Origin of the sequence: Streptomyces sp. NPDC093544 (genome assembly GCF_040683495.1) — a bacterium.
GTDB lineage: Bacteria > Actinomycetota > Actinomycetes > Streptomycetales > Streptomycetaceae > Streptomyces.
Genome location: NZ_JBFBEA010000004.1, coordinates 133,031 through 149,040, shown reverse-complemented (window position 1 = coordinate 149,040; position 16,010 = coordinate 133,031). Strand labels below are relative to the sequence as shown.

The following is a 16,010-nucleotide window of genomic DNA, read 5'->3' as shown; positions in this document are numbered from 1 at the left end:
TGCCCTTGATTCGTCACTGTGCGTAGCTGTGGGGCTGCTCTGTGGAAGTCGCGCAGGCCTCACCGGTATGAGTGAAGGCGATATTCACAGCCTCTGAGTTGTCCACAGAAATCGACCAAGATCCACACGATTTCCAGGATCGCTGCACCGTGATTCCAGCGCGCTCCGCTCGCGGCAAGTTCATGGCCGGTTCGGTTTGTTGGGCGTGTTTGGCCGGTTCGTATCGGCAGTTCATATGGAGGCCGGTTGCCGGTCTCCACACGAGCGGGAATCAGCGGGGCCGCAGAGGGCCCCGCGAAGGAAGCAGCGAAGGGGGCTGGAGATCGTGGCGGGAGCCATCACAGACAACCGGCCGCCCGCCGCCGAGGGGCGGCAGGGCGGACCGTTGATCGTCACGGAGGACGCCGTACTACTGGACGACCTGCTGCGCCTGTGCGCCGCGGCGGGCGCCAGGCCAGAGGTCCATCACGGGGTGCCGGAGCGCAGGGGCAGCTGGGAGACAGCACCTCTGGTGCTGGTCGGCGACGACGCGGCGCGGCGGGTGCGTGGGGCCGCGCGCAGACGCGGAGTGGTGCTGGTAGGCCGGGATCAGGACGACTCCGGCGTCTGGCGGCGCGCTGTCGAGATCGGCGCCGATCACGTCCTGATGCTGCCCGATGGCGAGCAATGGCTGGTCGACCGCATCGCCGACGTGGCTGAAGGAGTCGGCCGGCCCGCGCTCACCGTCGGCGTCCTCGGCGGATGTGGCGGGGCCGGAGCGTCCACGCTGGCCTGCGCGCTCGCCGTCACCTCGGCGCGCGAGGGACGCCGCACCCTGCTGGTGGACGCGGATCCGCTGGGTGGCGGACTCGATGTACTCCTGGGCGGAGAGGCTGCCGAAGGCCTGCGCTGGCCGGCTTTCGCCGCCTCGCGCGGCCGGGTCGGCGGCGGCGCCCTGGAGGAGTCCCTGCCCGAACTGCACGCGCTGCGGGTCCTGAGCTGGGATCGCGGCGACTCCGTCGCCATTCCGCCACAGGCCGTACGGGCGGTCCTGGCCGCAGCCAGACGGCGCGGCGGCGCGGTGGTGGTCGACCTGCCACGCCGCATCGACGAAGGCGTCGCCGAGGCCCTCGCCCAGCTCGACCTCGGGCTGCTGGTGGTCCCCGCCGATCTGCGCGCCATCGCGGCGGCCGGACGCGTCGCGTCCTCGGTCGGCATGGTCCTGCGCGATCTCCGGGTCGCGGTGCGCGGACCGTATGCCCCCGGCCTCGACGACCGAGAGGTGGCACGGCTGCTCGGGCTGCCACTGGCGGGCGAAGTACCCGCCGAACCAGTGCTGTTGGACAGCGGTGTGCCCCCTGGGGGATCGGCGCGAGGGCCACTCGCCCGGTTCTGCGCGGCCTTCTGGCAGCGGGTTCCGGTGGAAGGCGGGGGCGTATGAGCTGGGACGCCGGTACGGGGATGGACTGCGGCGCCGGTCTCGGCGGGAGCACGGGCCTGCTGGACGGCGTACGGCAGTGGCTCGCGGAGAGCGGCTCCGAACCCACCCCCGCGCGCGTGGCGCAGGCGCTGCGCGAGCAGGGGCGGGTGCTCGGGGACGCCGAAGTCCTCGGTGCGGCCGAGCAACTGCGCTCCGAACTGGTCGGCAGCGGCCCGCTGGAACCGCTGCTCGCCGATCCGTCGGTCACCGACGTACTGGTGTCGGCGCCGGACCGGGTGTGGGTGGACCGGGGCGGCGGCCTGGAGCTGACGGCCGTCTCGTTCGCGGACGCGGCGGCGGTACGACGTCTCGCTCAGCGCCTCGCGGCCGTGGCCGGGCGAAGGCTGGACGACGCCCGGCCGTGGGTCGACGCCCGGCTTCCGGACGGCACACGCCTGCATGCGGTACTGCCGCCGGTCGCCGTCGGCTCGACCTGTCTGTCCCTCCGGGTCGTACGGCCACGCGCGTTCACGCTCGACGAGTTGGTGGCGGCCGGGACGGTACCGCCCGGCGGGGACAGGGTGTTGAGAGCGCTGCTGGACGCCCGGTTGTCGTTCCTGGTCAGCGGGGGGACCGGGAGTGGCAAGACCTCGCTGCTGAGCGCCCTGTTGGGGCTGGTCGGCCCCGGGGAGCGGATCGTTCTCGCCGAGGACTCGGCGGAGCTACGGCCCGACCATCCCCATGTGGTGCGCCTGGAGGGGCGGCCCGCCAACCAGGAGGGCGTCGGGCTCGTCGCACTCCAGGACCTGGTCCGGCAGGCCCTGCGGATGAGACCGGACCGGCTGGTCGTCGGCGAGGTGCGCGGGCCGGAGGTCGTGTCCCTGCTGGCTGCGCTGAACACCGGCCATGAGGGCGGCTGCGGAACGGTGCACGCGAACGCGGCGGCGCAGGTGCCGGCCCGCCTGGAGGCGCTGGGCACGGCCGCCGGGCTCGACCGGGCCGCGCTGCACAGCCAGTTGGCGGCGGCGTTGTCGGTGGTCCTGCATCTCGTACGGGATCGGGCCGGGCGGCGGCGGATCGCCGAGGTGCATGTGCTGGAGCGGGACCCGTCGGGGCTGGTGGTGACGGTGCCCGCGCTGCGGTGGGGCGCGGAGGCCTTCGTGTACGAGCGGGGGTGGGGGCGGCTGGAGGGGCTGCTTCGGGACGGGAGCGAGGGGCGGCAGTGAGGACTCGCGGTCGGGACGGGAACGGGAACGGGGAGTGGGATGGCGATCGGTGAGATGTCCGGGATGTCGTTCGGGGCGGCCATGGCGTGTGCCGGGGCGGCGGCCTGGTTGATGGGCGGGTGGGACTCGGGGGCGCGCAGGGCGCGGTTGCTGGTCGCGGGCGGCGGAGTGGTGGGGTCCGATCCGCCGCCTTGGGAGAAAGCGCTCATCGGATGGCGGCGGCTGCGAGGGCGGTTGCGGGTCGAAGGGTGGTCACTGGTCGCCGGGCTTGCGATCGCGTTGATCGGTACATCCGTGGTGCCGCTGATTCTGGGGGTGGCCGCAGTGCCGCTGCTCGGGAGGGTGCGGCGGGCCGCGGAGGCTCGGCGGGAGCTGGAGCGGCGGGGGGATGCGGTGATCGGCCTGTGCGGGGCGCTCGCCGGGGAGGTGCGGGCCGGGAAGCAGCCGGGTGAGGCCCTGCTCCGGGCGGCGCGTGATTCGCCAGGGCTCGGTGAGGCGCAGGCGGTGGTGTTGGCGGCGGCGCGGTTCGGCGGGGATGTGCCGGGCGCGCTCACCGACGCCGCACGGCAGCCGGGGGCTGACGGACTGGTGGGGCTTGCCGCGTGCTGGCGCGTGGCCGTGGACCGGGGCGCGGGGCTTGCCGCGGGGCTCGACCGGCTGGAGGGGGCGTTGCGTGCCGAGAGAGACCAAAGAGCTGATCTACGGGCCCAGTTGGCCGGATCACGATCCACGGCGGTGATGCTCGCGGGACTGCCGGTGCTGGGGCTCCTGCTCGGTACCGCCTTGGGCGCCGATCCGCTGCATGTGCTGCTGCATACCGGCCCGGGCTTGGCCTGTCTGCTGATCGGCGGGGTGTTGGAGGGCGTGGGCCTGTGGTGGGCCCTGCGCATCGTGCGAGGAGCGGAGGCCGCATGAGCGCGGAAGTTGTCCACAGGCTGGGGGTGGCCGTGTGTGGAGTGCTGGCGTTCGGATGGCTGGCGCGGTCGCTCTGGGCGGCGCGACGCGAACGGAGGGTGCGTCGGAGGCTGGCTGAGTTGCTTGCCCTGGAGACGGCGTCAAGTGGGCGGAGCTTCGACTTGGCGGGGGTGGGGCAGCGGTGGCTGCCCGTGGTGGGGGCCGTGTGTGCCGGCTGGGTGCTGGTCGGGGGCTTCGCCGGGGGCCTGGTGGGTCTGGCGGTCGGGTTCGGGGTCTGGCGGTGGCGGCAGCGGCGGGGACCTGGCCCGGCGGAGGAGTACGACAGGGCGCGCGCGGCGCGACAACTTCCGCTTGCCGCTGATCTGTTGGCAGCGTGCGTCGCGGCAGGTGCAGGCCCCGTGGTGGCCGCTCAGGCCGTGGGCGAGGCGCTGGGGGGACCTGTGGGGGAGCGGCTCGCACGAGGTGCGGCCGAGGTGCGCCTCGGCAGTGAACCGGTTGCGGCGTGGCGGAAGTTGGCGTCGATACCGGGTGCCGGGCCGCTGGCGCGGCTCTTGGAGCGCGCGGGCGAGTCGGGCGTACCGGCGGCCGTGCCCGTCGGGCGTCTTGCCGCCGAGGCTCGCGCCGAGTGGGGGCGCACCGCCACGGCGCGGGCGCGTCGGGCGGCCGTCATGGTCACCGCGCCGGTGGGGCTGTGCTTTCTGCCCGCCTTCCTCGCGATCGGCGTGCTGCCTGTGGTGATCGGGCTGGCGGGCGGGCTGTTGGGCGGGGGTGATGGATGACGGGTGGCCGGTGGCCGGTGACGGGTGGCGGTGTGCGGTGTGCGGTGAACGACAAGTGATCAATTGGCTTGGACCTTACGGGGGTTGAGATGAGCAAGGCAGTACGAGTACAGGTGCGGATGCGGGCATGGCTTCGTGGGCTGGTGCGGAGGGATGAGGGGATGGTCACCTCCGAGTACGCGGTGGGAATCATCGCGGCGGTCGCCTTCGCGGCCGCGCTCTACAAGGTGCTGACGAGTGGGCAGGTCAGCGCGGAGCTGCAGGGGATCGTGGAGCGGGCGCTCAATGTCCAGATGTGAACGGCGGGTGGGGGTGGGACGGATTGCGTCGGTGGTCAGGGGGCCGGCTCGGGCTGGAAGGGGAGTCCGCGGTCCGCTCGGCCGCCGGGACCGGGGATTCGTGACCGCCGAGGCGGCCGTGGTGCTGCCCGCGTTGGTGCTCGTCGCGATGGCGCTGGTCTGGGCCCTGCTGGCCGCCTCCGCACAGATCCAGTGCCAGGACGCGGCGAGGGCGGGCGCCCGCGCGGCGGCCCGCCAGGACTCGCCCGACGCGGTCCTGACGACGACGCGCCGCGCGGCACCGCGGGGCGCGCGGGTCGAGGTGAGCCGGGAGGGCGACCTGGTCCGGGTGACGGTCACGGCGAGCGCCCCGGGTCCCGACGCGCTGACCCTGGAGCTGAGCGACGAGGCGGTGGCTCTGGCGGAGGAGACGGTGGGGGTGAGCGGGGGGTGACGGGAGGTGGTTGGACCGCAGTCTTGGGGCGGCGGTGCGCGGGGCTCAGGTCGACTTGGTGGAGCGGACGCGTCAGACGGATCCACCCGTCGGGCACGGCAGGCAGGTTGGCCGCATCGTGCAGGTCCGGCATACCGGCTGGGCCGGACAGAGGGTCGGCGACCGTCTGGTCAGTCGGGGTGATCGCCGTGCTGTGCGTGGTGTTCGGGGTGGTGCTGGCCATGGGTCAGGTCGTCCTCATCCGTCACCGGGCGGCGGGAGCAGCCGACTTGGCGGCGCTCGCGGCGGCGGACCACTGGATGGACGGCGCAACGGCCGCCTGCGACGAGGCGGACCGAGTGGCACGGGCCCAGCACGCGCGACTTGTCCGGTGCGCGGTCGGCGGCGAGATCTCGGACGTCACGGCGGCGTCGGGCCGGGGGCCGTTCGCGGCGGAGGTGAGATCGAGGGCGGGGCCTGCGGGACCGGTGGGGCCTGCGGGGCAGGTGGGATCAGCGGGACCCACACAGGATGTACGCGGGGCGGAGCTGGGCAGGGTGACGGGCTGACGGGCTATACGCCGACGTAGTACTCGGCGAACCAGTCCTGGTGGCTGCGCGAGGTGCGCAGCGAGGAGAGGCGGGAGCGGCGCAGGGAGTTGTGGAACAGCGACTCGCCGACCGCGCCGGACGGGCCGTGCAGCAGCGCGATCATCCAGTGCGAGAACTCCTGCGCACGCCAGATGTGCGTCAGACACCGCGCCGAGTAGGCGTCGAGGCCCTCGGGATTCCCGGCGGTCAGGTCGTCGGTCATGGCGTCGGCCAGGACCGCCGCTTTGAGGACCGCGAGATTGGCGCCCTTAGCGGCGGACGGGCTGATCAGACCGGCGGCGTCGCCCACGAGGAACAGCGCGCCGTGGCGCAGCGGTTCGAGCACGTCGGACTCCAGGTGGACGACGGAACGCTGCACGACGCGTCCGCGGCGCAGCGGGCCGTACTCCCGGGCCCGCATCCGCAGCTCCAGCTCGTCCCAGATCCGCTCCTCGGACCAGGAGTCGGCCGGGGTGCCGCGCTCGCACTGCAGGTAGTAGCGCGTGACCTCGCTGGTGCGGGCCATGTGCCCGGCGAACCCGCGCTCGTGCACCGCGTAGCCGACGGCGTCCAGACTGGGCGGCGCCCCGGCGAGCAGCCCCAGCCAGGTCACACCGTGATCGCGGTGGTGGCGGACCGTGCCGGCCGGCAGTGAACGCCGGGCCACGCCGTGCCGCCCGTCGCAGCCGGCCACGTACCGCGCCCGCCACAGGCCGGGCCGCCCGTCGGCCTCGCGCACGGCCACCTCGGGCCGCTCCCTGTCGGCGTCGCGCACGGCCACGGCCTCGAAGCCGAAACGAATCTGCCCGCCACGTTCCGGGAACCGTGTCAACAGGTCGGTCACCAGGTCCTGTTGGGGGTAGACGGTGTGCCGCTCCCCCTGCCCGAGCTCGCTGTAGTCCAGCCGGAACCGGCCGTCCTCGGTACGGAACTCGCAGGTGCTGTGGATCTGCCCGTGCCGTTGCCGCCCCTCGGCGAGACCGTGCCGATTCAGGATCCGCACGGTGTCGGCGGCCAGGAACCCGGCCCGTGCCCGCGTCTGCACATGCGTGCGCTCGGCCCGCTCCAGGACGACGCAGTCGATCCCCCGGTCCACAAGGATGTTGCCGAGCACGAGCCCGGCCGGCCCCGCCCCGAGGACGACCACATCGGTCACGTGCTCGGCCGGTCGCCGCCGAATCTTCCCGTCTGTGACGGGACCAGATGGTAAGTGGCTGAAAATCGATGGTCGTACCGAAATCACCTGAATGCCTGACCGGAACGCCAAAGAGATCACCACGCCGGACAGGCCCCGGGCCCTGTCACCGTCCACAACCTCCCCGGACGGAGCACCTAGCCGGAGCACCTAGCCCTCCGGCGCCTCCCGCAGCAGCTCCGTGAGCAATCGCACAGCGCCCCGTTTGTGCAGGGGGTCGTTGCCGTTGCCGCACTTGGGGGACTGGATGCAGGACGGGCAGCCTGCGTCGCACTCGCAGGAGGCGATGGCCTGGCGGGTGGCGGTGAGCCAGGCGCGGGCGGTGTGGAAGGCGCGCTCCGCGAAGCCCGCGCCGCCGGGGTGGCCGTCGTACACGAAGACCGTGGGCAGCAGGGTGTCCGGGTGCAGCGGGACGGAGACGCCGCCGATGTCCCAGCGGTCGCAGGTGGCGAAGAGCGGCAGCATGCCGATGGAGGCGTGCTCGGCGGCGTGCAGGGCGCCGCCGAGGATCTCCGGGTTGATCCGGGCCGCGTCCAACTGGTCCTCGGTGACCGTCCACCACACGGCACGCGTACGGAGCGTACGAGGGGGGAGGTCGAGCTTCGTCTCGCCCAGGACCTCGCCGGTGATGACACGTCGACGCAGGAAGGAGACGACCTGGTTGGTGACTTCGACGGAGCCGAAACACAACCGGCCCTGGCCCCAGGGGACTTCGGTGTCCGTCTCCAGGACGGAGATGGCGGTCGTGTCGCGGGCCACCGTCGAATACGGCGGGTTGGCCTCTTCGACCAGGGCGACGGAGTCCTCCAGGTCCAGCTTGCGCACCAGGTAGGTACGGCCTTGGTGCAGGTGGACCGCGCCCTCGTGGACCGTCGTGTGCGAGGCGCCGGCGTCGACCGTGCCGAGCAGCCGGCCCGTTCCGGCCTCGACGATCTGTATGGGCGTGCCGCCCTCTCCGCGGATGTCGGCCAGGTCCGCGGCCCGTTCCCGGCGGGTCCAGTGCCAGGCCTTCGTGCGGCGGCGCAGCAGCTTCGCGGCCTCCAGCTGGGGCAGCAGTCCGGCGGCCGCCGGGCCGAAGAGTTTCAAGTCGTCGTCCGTGAGCGGGATCTCGGCGGCGGCCGCGCACAGGTGCGGGGCGAGGACGTACGGGTTGTCCGGGTCGAGGACGGTGGACTCCACCGGCTGGTCGAAGAGGGCCTCGGGGTGGTGGACGAGGAAGGTGTCCAGCGGGTCGTCGCGGGCGACGAGGATCGCCAGCGCGCCCTGCCCGGAGCGCCCGGCGCGGCCCGCCTGCTGCCACAGGGAGGCCCGGGTGCCCGGGTAGCCCGCGATGACGACCGCGTCGAGGCCGGAGATGTCGATGCCGAGTTCGAGGGCGGTGGTGGCGGCGAGGCCGAGGAGTTCGCCGGAGTGGAGGGCGCGTTCGAGGGCGCGGCGTTCCTCCGGGAGGTAGCCGCCGCGGTAGGCGGCCACGCGCCGGGCCAGTGAGCGGTCGATCTCGGCGAGGCGTTCCTGGGCGATCACCGCGATCAGCTCGGCCCCGCGTCGGGAGCGTACGAAGGCGATCGAGCGCATGCCCTGAATGGTGAGGTCGGTGAGGAGGTCGGCGGTCTCGGCGGTGGCGGTGCGGCGGACGGGGGCGCCCTTCTCGCCGTGCAAGTCGGTGAGAGGGGGTTCCCAGAGGGCGAAGACCAGTTCGCCGCGTGGGGAGGCGTCGTCGGCGACCTCGACCACCGGAAGGCCGGTCAGGCGGCGTGCGGCGACCGAGGGCTCGGCGGCGGTCGCGGAGGCCAGCAGGAAGACGGGAGAGGCGCCGTAGTGGGCGCACAGGCGGCGCAGGCGGCGCAGGACCTGGGCGACATGGGAGCCGAAGACACCGCGGTAGGTGTGGCACTCGTCGATGACGACGTAGCGCAGGGCACGGAGGAAGGAGGACCAGCGGGGGTGGGAGGGCAATATGCCGCGGTGCAGCATGTCGGGGTTGGTCAGGACGTAGTTGGCGTACTGACGTACCCACTCGCGTTCCTCGAAGGGGGTGTCCCCGTCGTACACGGCCGGGCGTACGGCGTTCCCCAGAGGTTGTGAAAGTTCCTTCACAGATCGGCGCTGATCTGCGGCGAGGGCTTTGGTCGGGGCGAGGTAGAGGGCGGTCGCGCCGCGGCCGTTCGGGGCCTCGGAGCCGTCCAGGAGGGCCGACATGACTGGGGCGAGGTAGGCCAGGGACTTGCCGGAGGCCGTGCCTGTGGCGACGATCACCGATTCGCCGTCCAGGGCGTGTTCGGCGGCCAGTGCCTGGTGGGCCCAGGGGTGTTCGATGCCCGCGGCCTGCACCGCGGCGATGACCTCCGAGCGGATCCGGTCGGGCCAGACGGCATGGCGGCCCGCACGAGGGGGCAAGTGCTCCGTATGAGTGATGCGCGAAGCCCGGCTCGGCCCCGAGGCGAGACGGTCCAGGACCGTGCTCGGCGAGGGGCGGGAAGCGGTGTCCGTCGAGGGTCGATCGGATCGGTGATTCTTGGCCATCGGCATCGAGTGTGTCACTGGCATGACGGACAATGGGGCCAAGGCGTCGTGCACGCCTGCCGGTAAGTGATTGAATGCCATCGCGGCTGGCGAACCGTCCCGGGGGCTCTGCCGAGGTGTCCCGTGGGGCGACCGCTCGATAGCAAGGTGCTGGAGGATTCGTGGACCTGTCTCTGTCGACTCGCAGTGTGTCCGGCCCTAACGGCGACCGTACGGTCGTCGAGGTCGGTGGCGAAATCGATGTATATACCGCGCCCAAGCTGCGCGAGCAGCTGGTCGAGCTGGTGAACGACGGCAGTTTCCACCTCGTCGTCGACATGGAGGGCGTGGACTTCCTCGACTCCACCGGGCTCGGCGTCCTGGTGGGCGGCCTGAAGCGTGTGCGCGCCCACGAGGGCTCGCTGCGCCTGGTCTGCAACCAGGAGCGCATTCTGAAGATCTTCCGTATCACCGGCCTCACCAAGGTGTTCCCGATCCACACCTCGGTCGAGGAAGCGGTGAACGCCACCGACTGACCCGTCCCTGGGCCGCGAGCCGAAGGACGGCAGAAGTCGCGCGCCCACGACGGCAGAAGCAACAGACGGGGGGACCGGGTCTTGGCGGCCCGGCCCTCCGAAAGCACGCCCGTAGCTGAGGGGGATGCATGGCCACCGTTGAGCTCCGCTTCAGCGCGCTGCCCGAGCACGTCAGGACCGCCCGACTGGTGGCGGCAGCGGTGGCGCGCAGGGCCGGAGTGGACGAGGCCGTACTCGACGAGGTCAGACTCGCTGTCGGTGAGGCCTGCACCCGAGCCGTCGGGCTGCACCAGAGCAGCGGCATCTCGGCGCCGGTGCGGGTGCTGCTGATCGAGGAGGAGAAGCAGTTCTCCATCGAGGTCGGCGACGAAGCGCCGCGCACGGCTCCCGGCGAGTCGGTGCCCGGCGCATCCCACGGCGACTCCGACGCGGAGACCGAGGAGGACGAGATGGGGCTCGCTGTCATCAGCGGCCTCGTCGACGACGTCGAGGTCACCGCCGGGGAGAACGGCGGACTGATCAGGATGAGCTGGCCGACCACGCCGCCGGCCACGCTCGCTCCCTGAGTACGTCCCCCGTAGCCCCTCGTAACCGCGCAAGTAACCAAAAGGGCCCTGCTCAGCAGGGCCCTTTTGCATGCCCAGGTGCCACTGCCGTCTCGTTACGTGCCTTTTCGTGAATTGATTCACGATCAATGGCGCGATTATTTGATCAAGCGTCAACGGTTTTGGGGCATTACCTCTTTTGGGGTCCATGGACACCCTGCGATCATTTGCTGAAGAGCATGTGAAGGCTAATTCCGTTTACCGCCCACTGTTTTGATCAGGTTCCGGTACCTACAATCCGTCCACATCTTGAGCTCGGTCCAAGCGTCAAGGAGGACGAATGGCGGGGCTTTCTACCCCTCAGAGGTTTGACCAGTCCACAACCTTCGCAGCCGCAGTACTGACCGACGACAACCGTCTCATCGTGATGGTCATCGGGGTCGTCGCGCTCGCGGCGCTCGTGGTCGCCGGGGTCCTGGTACGCCAGGTGCTCGCGGCGGGCGAGGGCACCGACAGCATGAAGGAGATCGCAAGGGCCATCCAGGAGGGCGCGAATGCCTACCTGGGACGGCAGATGCGCACCCTCGCGGTATTCGCCGCCGTGGTGTTCTTCCTGCTCATGCTGCTTCCTGCGGACGACTGGAATCAGCGTGCCGGACGGTCGATCTTCTTCTTGATCGGCGCGGCGTTCTCGGCGACCACCGGTTATATCGGTATGTGGCTCGCCGTACGAAGCAATGTCCGCGTGGCCGCCGCGGCAAGGGAAGCGACTCCGGCGGAGGGTGAGCCGGAAAAGGATCTCACCGCCGTCTCGCACAAAGCGATGAAGATCGCTTTTCGCACGGGTGGCGTTGTCGGCATGTTCACGGTGGGGCTCGGTCTGCTGGGTGCCTCCTGTGTGGTGCTGGTGTACGCGGCCGACGCACCGAAGGTCCTGGAGGGCTTCGGCCTCGGTGCCGCGCTGATCGCGATGTTCATGCGTGTCGGCGGCGGCATCTTCACCAAGGCCGCCGACGTCGGCGCCGACCTGGTCGGCAAGGTCGAGAAGGGCATTCCGGAGGACGATCCGCGTAATGCCGCGACCATCGCCGACAATGTGGGCGACAACGTCGGCGACTGTGCCGGTATGGCCGCGGACCTCTTCGAGTCGTACGCCGTGACGCTGGTCGCCGCGCTGATCCTCGGCAAGGCGGCGTTCGGCGACGCCGGGCTCGCGTTCCCGCTGATCGTGCCGGCGATCGGCGTACTCACCGCGATGGTCGGCATCTTCGCGGTGGCGCCCCGGCGCTCCGACCGCAGCGGCATGTCCGCGATCAACCGCGGGTTCTTCATCTCCGCGGTGATCTCGCTCGTGCTGGTGGCCGTGGCCGTGTACGTCTACCTCCCGGGCAAGTACGCCGACCTCGACGGCGTCACGGACGTCGCGATCTCGGCCAAGGACGGCGACCCGCGGATCCTCGCGGTCATCGCCGTCGCGATCGGCATCGTCATGGCCGCGCTGATCCAGCAGCTGACCGGCTACTTCACCGAGACCACCCGCCGTCCCGTACGGGACATCGGCAAGAGCTCGCTCACCGGCGCGGCCACCGTCGTCCTCGCCGGTATCTCCATCGGTCTCGAATCGGCCGTCTACACCGCCCTGCTGATCGGCCTCGGCGTGTACGGGGCCTTCCTGCTCGGCGGTACGTCGATCATGCTGGCGCTCTTCGCCGTGGCCCTGGCCGGCACCGGTCTGCTCACCACGGTCGGCGTGATCGTGGCGATGGACACCTTCGGGCCCGTCTCCGACAACGCGCAGGGCATCGCCGAGATGTCCGGTGACGTCGAGGGCGCGGGCGCACAGGTGCTCACCGACCTGGACGCCGTGGGCAACACCACCAAGGCCATCACCAAGGGCATCGCCATCGCCACCGCCGTACTCGCGGCCTCGGCGCTCTTCGGCTCGTACCGCGACGCGATCCTCACGGCCGCGAACGAAGTCGGCGAGAAGGTCTCGGGACCGGGCGCGCCGATGAACCTGATGATGGACATCTCGCAGCCCAACAACCTGGTGGGTCTCATCGCGGGCGCCGCGGTCGTCTTCCTCTTCTCGGGGCTGGCGATCAACGCGGTCTCGCGGTCCGCCGGGGCCGTGGTCTACGAGGTGCGGCGGCAGTTCCGCGAGCACCCCGGGATCATGGACTACACCGAGAAACCCGAGTACGGGCGCGTCGTCGACATCTGCACCAAGGACGCGCTGCGCGAACTCGCCACGCCCGGTCTGCTCGCCGTACTCACGCCGATCGCGATCGGGTTCACGCTCGGGGTCGGCGCGCTCGGCTCGTTCCTGGCGGGGGCGATCGGCACCGGCACGCTGATGGCGGTCTTCCTCGCGAACTCGGGCGGTGCCTGGGACAACGCGAAGAAGCTGGTCGAGGACGGTCACCATGGCGGCAAGGGCAGCGAGGCCCATGCCGCGACGGTGATCGGCGACACGGTCGGCGACCCCTTCAAGGACACCGCGGGACCCGCGATCAACCCGCTGCTGAAGGTGATGAACCTGGTGGCGCTGCTCATCGCGCCGGCGGTCGTCAAGTTCTCGTACGGCGACGACAAGAGCGTGGGTATGCGCGTGCTGATCGCGGTGCTCTCGTTCCTTGTCATCATCGTTGCGGTGTACATCTCCAAGCGGCGCGGGATCGCCGTTGGTGACGAAGACGACGCGGAAAGGGTGACCAAGTCGGCTGATCCCGCAGCGGTGTCGTAGCGGCGTCGTAGGGAGTCCGGCGGTGCCTGGCCTCGCACCTGGTCAGGGTCCCAAAGGGTTCCCATGGGTTCCACGCAATGGGCGGGCGGATGGCGCGTGCACACGTGCCGTCCGCCCGCCTTGTGTGTGTTCACACCGTCTCCGTGAGCCTTCTCTCGCTTGGTGCAAATGGCTTTAAAAAGTATTCAAGCGGACATTCGACGTGCGAGTGTCGCGCGCATGCCGTGTATGTTCCGGGGCCGAGAGCCATGGAAGGGACCAATCCGGTGAACAAGAAGCTCGCGGCCGCACTGTCCGGCGGTGCGGTACTGGTACTGGCGCTGTCGGGATGCAGCAGCGACGACGGCAACGACAAGCTGAACTCCTGGGCCAAGCAGGTCTGTGACGCGGTGCAGCCGCAGATCCAGAAGATCGCGGCGGCCAACGCCCAGATCCAGCAGGAGACCTCGGACGACAGCACACCGGAAGAGGTGCAGAAGGCCGACTCCACGGGCTTCCAGGACATCTCCGACGCCTACAAGACGATGGCGACCGGTATCGAGAACGTCGGGCCCCCGGACGTCGACGACGGCAAGAAGAAGCAGGAGGACGCGGTCAAGGAGCTCAACGGCCTCTCCACCTCCTACGCCGACCTGGTGAAGCAGTCGGACGCCCTCGACACCAAGGACCAGGCGAAGTTCGCGGACGGACTCAGCGGGGTCGCCGAGCAGTTGGGCGAGCTGAGCAAGAGCGGGAACGACGCCCTGAAGAAGCTCGAAGAGGGAGACGTCGGCAAGGCGATGGCGACGCAGGAGAGCTGCAAGTCCGCCTCCTCGTCCGCCGCGCCTTCTTCGACCCAGGGCTGATTCGGGCGATGCCGATTCTCCTGGGCTGATGCGGACGAAGCCGATTCTCCTGGGCTGATCCCAGGAGGGCGATCGTTCGGGCCGATCCCGGGAGGGCGATCGTTCGTCAACCGAAAGAGGGCCCGGTACGCACGCGTGCCGGGCCTTCGGCGTGCCCTGCGCGGCTCCGGCCGGCCACAGGCTTACGCGGGGTCGGCTCTGGCTGTCCAGAGGCCTACGGGGAGTCGGCACGGACTTGTCCACAGGTGGACGTGGCGGTCGGCGGGGCTGTCCACAGGCGCACGCGCCCGTCGGCGAGAGCGGACACAATGGGGGACGTGAGCCACACCAGCCTGTCAACCTTGCCCTCGTCCGACCGTACCGACGTCGCAGCCCGGTTGCGCGACGCCCTGCTCGGGGCGGCCTTCACCGCCGATGGCCTGCTCGATCTGCTCGGCGCCCCCGCGTACGCGGCGCTGGCACGCAGTGAGACCGTGCCCGCGCTCCGGGCCACCCGGGGGGACACGCCACTGGAGACGCTCGTACGGCTCTTCCTGCTGCAACAGCCCGTGCCCCGCGCGCGCGTGGCGGACGTTCTGCCGGTCGGGGACTGCGTGGAGAGCGGCTGGCTGACGCAGGTGGGCGGGGACGAGGTCGCCGCGACCGTGGACATCCGGCCCTATGGCGGATCCGACGGGCAGGACTGGTTCATCGTGTCCGACCTGGGGTGTGCCGTCGGGGGTGCGGGCGGCATCGGCAGCCGGGACGAAGGCGTCGTGCTCGGCGTGGGCGGCGCCTCCACGACCCTCGCGGGCATCACCGTCCGTACGCCGGTGGAGTCGGCCCTCGACCTCGGCACCGGCTCCGGGATCCAGGCCCTGCACGCCGCCCAGCACGCCACACGCGTGACCGCGACCGACGTCAACCCGCGCGCGCTGCACATCACCGCGCTGACCCTCGCCCTCTCCGGCGCCCTCGCCGCCGACCTGCGGGAGGGTTCCCTCTTCGAGCCGGTCGCCGACGAGACGTACGACCTGATCGTCTCGAACCCGCCCTTCGTGATCTCGCCGGGCGCCCGGCTCACCTACCGCGACGGCGGAATGGGCGGGGACGATCTGTGCCGGACGCTCGTTCAGGAGGCGGGGGAGCGCCTCAGGGACGGGGGGTACGCGCAATTTCTGGCCAACTGGCAGCACGTGGAGGGCGAGGAGTGGCAGGACCGGCTCCGGTCTTGGGTGCCGCGCGGCTGTGACGCGTGGATCGTGCAGCGCGAGGTCCAGGACGTCACGCAGTACGCCGAGTTGTGGCTGCGCGACGCGGGCGACCACCGGGTGGATCCCGCCGAGTACCAGGCGCGGTACGACGCCTGGCTGGACGAGTTCGAGGCGCGCAAGGTGAAGGCGGTCGGCTTCGGGTGGATCACGCTGCGCAGAGCGGCGGCCGCCCAGCCCTCGATCACGGTCGAGGAGTGGCCGCATCCCGTCGAACAGCCCCTCGGCGAGGCCGTACGTGCGCACTTCGACCGCGTCGACTACCTGCGGGCGCACGACGACGCCGCCCTGCTCGCCGAGCACTTCAGGCTCGCGGTCGAGGTCGTCCAGGAGCAGGTCGGGCTGCCCGGCGCCGAGGACCCGGAGCACGTGGTGCTGCGTCAGAACCGCGGAATGCGCCGGGCCACGAAGGTCGACACGGTCGGCGCGGGTTTCGCCGGTGTGTGCGACGGCACACTGAGCGCCGGCCGGATCCTGGACGCCATCGCCCAACTGGTCGGCGAGGATCCGGTGTTGCTGCGGGACCGGACACCCGCGCAGATCAGGCTGCTGGTGGAGCAGGGGTTCCTTGAGCCTGCGGGGTGACGGCGTTCCGGTGGCATGGTGCCTGGGGTGTATCCGTACGGCTGGGTGCGTACGGATACACCGGGAAGCCGGAAGCCGGAAGCCGGAAGCCGGAAGCCGGAAGCCGGAAGCACCGGAAGCCGGAAGCCGGAAGCACCGGAATCCCGAAGCCCGGAGCCAACAAGCCGGAAGCAACAAGTTCGAGAC

14 protein-coding genes are annotated in these 16,010 nt (G+C 70.9%); 12 read left to right on the top strand and 2 right to left on the bottom strand.

Features of this window, described 5'->3' with window-relative positions; translation table 11 throughout:
• Positions 1 to 325 precede the first annotated feature (325 nt).
• The 7 genes from ssd (at position 326) to AB0N66_RS06835 (ending at position 5,599) form a co-directional block, all read left to right on the top strand.
• On the top strand, positions 326 to 1,420 hold the full coding sequence (gene ssd, locus AB0N66_RS06865; RefSeq protein ID WP_365429746.1) for a septum site-determining protein Ssd: 1,095 nt from the start codon (positions 326 to 328) through the stop codon (positions 1,418 to 1,420).
• Positions 1,417 to 2,625 (top strand): TadA family conjugal transfer-associated ATPase, encoded by a 1,209-nt coding sequence (locus AB0N66_RS06860; protein WP_365429745.1) that lies wholly within the window; start codon positions 1,417 to 1,419, stop codon positions 2,623 to 2,625. Before ssd ends, AB0N66_RS06860 begins: the two co-directional genes overlap by 4 nt.
• Positions 2,626 to 2,664: 39 nt before the next feature.
• Positions 2,665 to 3,540, top strand: a complete 876-nt coding sequence (locus AB0N66_RS06855) for a type II secretion system F family protein (protein ID WP_365429743.1) — start codon at positions 2,665 to 2,667, stop codon at positions 3,538 to 3,540.
• Positions 3,537 to 4,319, top strand: coding sequence for a type II secretion system F family protein (locus AB0N66_RS06850; protein WP_365429741.1), 783 nt, complete (start codon positions 3,537 to 3,539; stop codon positions 4,317 to 4,319). Before AB0N66_RS06855 ends, AB0N66_RS06850 begins: the two co-directional genes overlap by 4 nt.
• An 89-nt stretch (positions 4,320 to 4,408) precedes the next feature.
• The gene (locus tag AB0N66_RS06845; RefSeq protein ID WP_365429739.1) at positions 4,409 to 4,618 is read left to right on the top strand and encodes a DUF4244 domain-containing protein; all 210 of its coding nucleotides are present in this window, start codon (positions 4,409 to 4,411) and stop codon (positions 4,616 to 4,618) included.
• Complete coding sequence (locus tag AB0N66_RS06840; protein ID WP_365429737.1) at positions 4,605 to 5,051, top strand: TadE family type IV pilus minor pilin; 447 nt, start codon at positions 4,605 to 4,607, stop codon at positions 5,049 to 5,051. The genes AB0N66_RS06845 and AB0N66_RS06840 overlap by 14 nt, the downstream gene beginning before the upstream one ends.
• Positions 5,052 to 5,158: 107 nt before the next feature.
• A complete protein-coding gene (locus AB0N66_RS06835) occupies positions 5,159 to 5,599 on the top strand; it encodes an Rv3654c family TadE-like protein (protein WP_365429735.1) in 441 nt (146 codons plus the stop codon).
• Between the two features lie 4 nt (positions 5,600 to 5,603).
• On the opposite strand, the gene AB0N66_RS06830 is transcribed toward AB0N66_RS06835, so the two are convergent.
• Together AB0N66_RS06830 and AB0N66_RS06825 are read right to left on the bottom strand one after the other, a co-directional pair.
• On the bottom strand, positions 5,604 to 6,767 hold the full coding sequence (locus AB0N66_RS06830; protein WP_365430230.1) for a 4-hydroxybenzoate 3-monooxygenase: 1,164 nt from the start codon (positions 6,765 to 6,767) through the stop codon (positions 5,604 to 5,606).
• Positions 6,768 to 6,965: 198 nt separating this feature from the next.
• Positions 6,966 to 9,419 (bottom strand): DEAD/DEAH box helicase, encoded by a 2,454-nt coding sequence (locus AB0N66_RS06825; RefSeq protein ID WP_365429733.1) that lies wholly within the window; start codon positions 9,417 to 9,419, stop codon positions 6,966 to 6,968.
• An 80-nt stretch (positions 9,420 to 9,499) separates the two neighbouring features.
• Between AB0N66_RS06825 and bldG the strand changes: the two genes are divergently transcribed.
• The 5 genes from bldG (at position 9,500) to AB0N66_RS06800 (ending at position 15,824) form a co-directional block, all read left to right on the top strand.
• Positions 9,500 to 9,853: an anti-sigma factor antagonist BldG gene (bldG, locus tag AB0N66_RS06820; protein WP_266457251.1), complete on the top strand. Its 354-nt coding sequence runs from the start codon at positions 9,500 to 9,502 to the stop codon at positions 9,851 to 9,853.
• 128 nt (positions 9,854 to 9,981) lie between these two features.
• Positions 9,982 to 10,419 (top strand): ATP-binding protein, encoded by a 438-nt coding sequence (locus AB0N66_RS06815; RefSeq protein WP_365429731.1) that lies wholly within the window; start codon positions 9,982 to 9,984, stop codon positions 10,417 to 10,419.
• Between the two features lie 319 nt (positions 10,420 to 10,738).
• Positions 10,739 to 13,144, top strand: a complete 2,406-nt coding sequence (locus AB0N66_RS06810) for a sodium-translocating pyrophosphatase (protein ID WP_365429729.1) — start codon at positions 10,739 to 10,741, stop codon at positions 13,142 to 13,144.
• Positions 13,145 to 13,392: 248 nt separating this feature from the next.
• Entirely contained in the window at positions 13,393 to 13,989 is a 597-nt protein-coding gene (locus AB0N66_RS06805) for a small secreted protein (protein WP_365429727.1), read from the top strand.
• Between the two features lie 317 nt (positions 13,990 to 14,306).
• A complete protein-coding gene (locus AB0N66_RS06800) occupies positions 14,307 to 15,824 on the top strand; it encodes a methyltransferase (RefSeq protein WP_365429725.1) in 1,518 nt (505 codons plus the stop codon).
• The last annotated feature ends 186 nt before the right edge of the window (positions 15,825 to 16,010 follow it).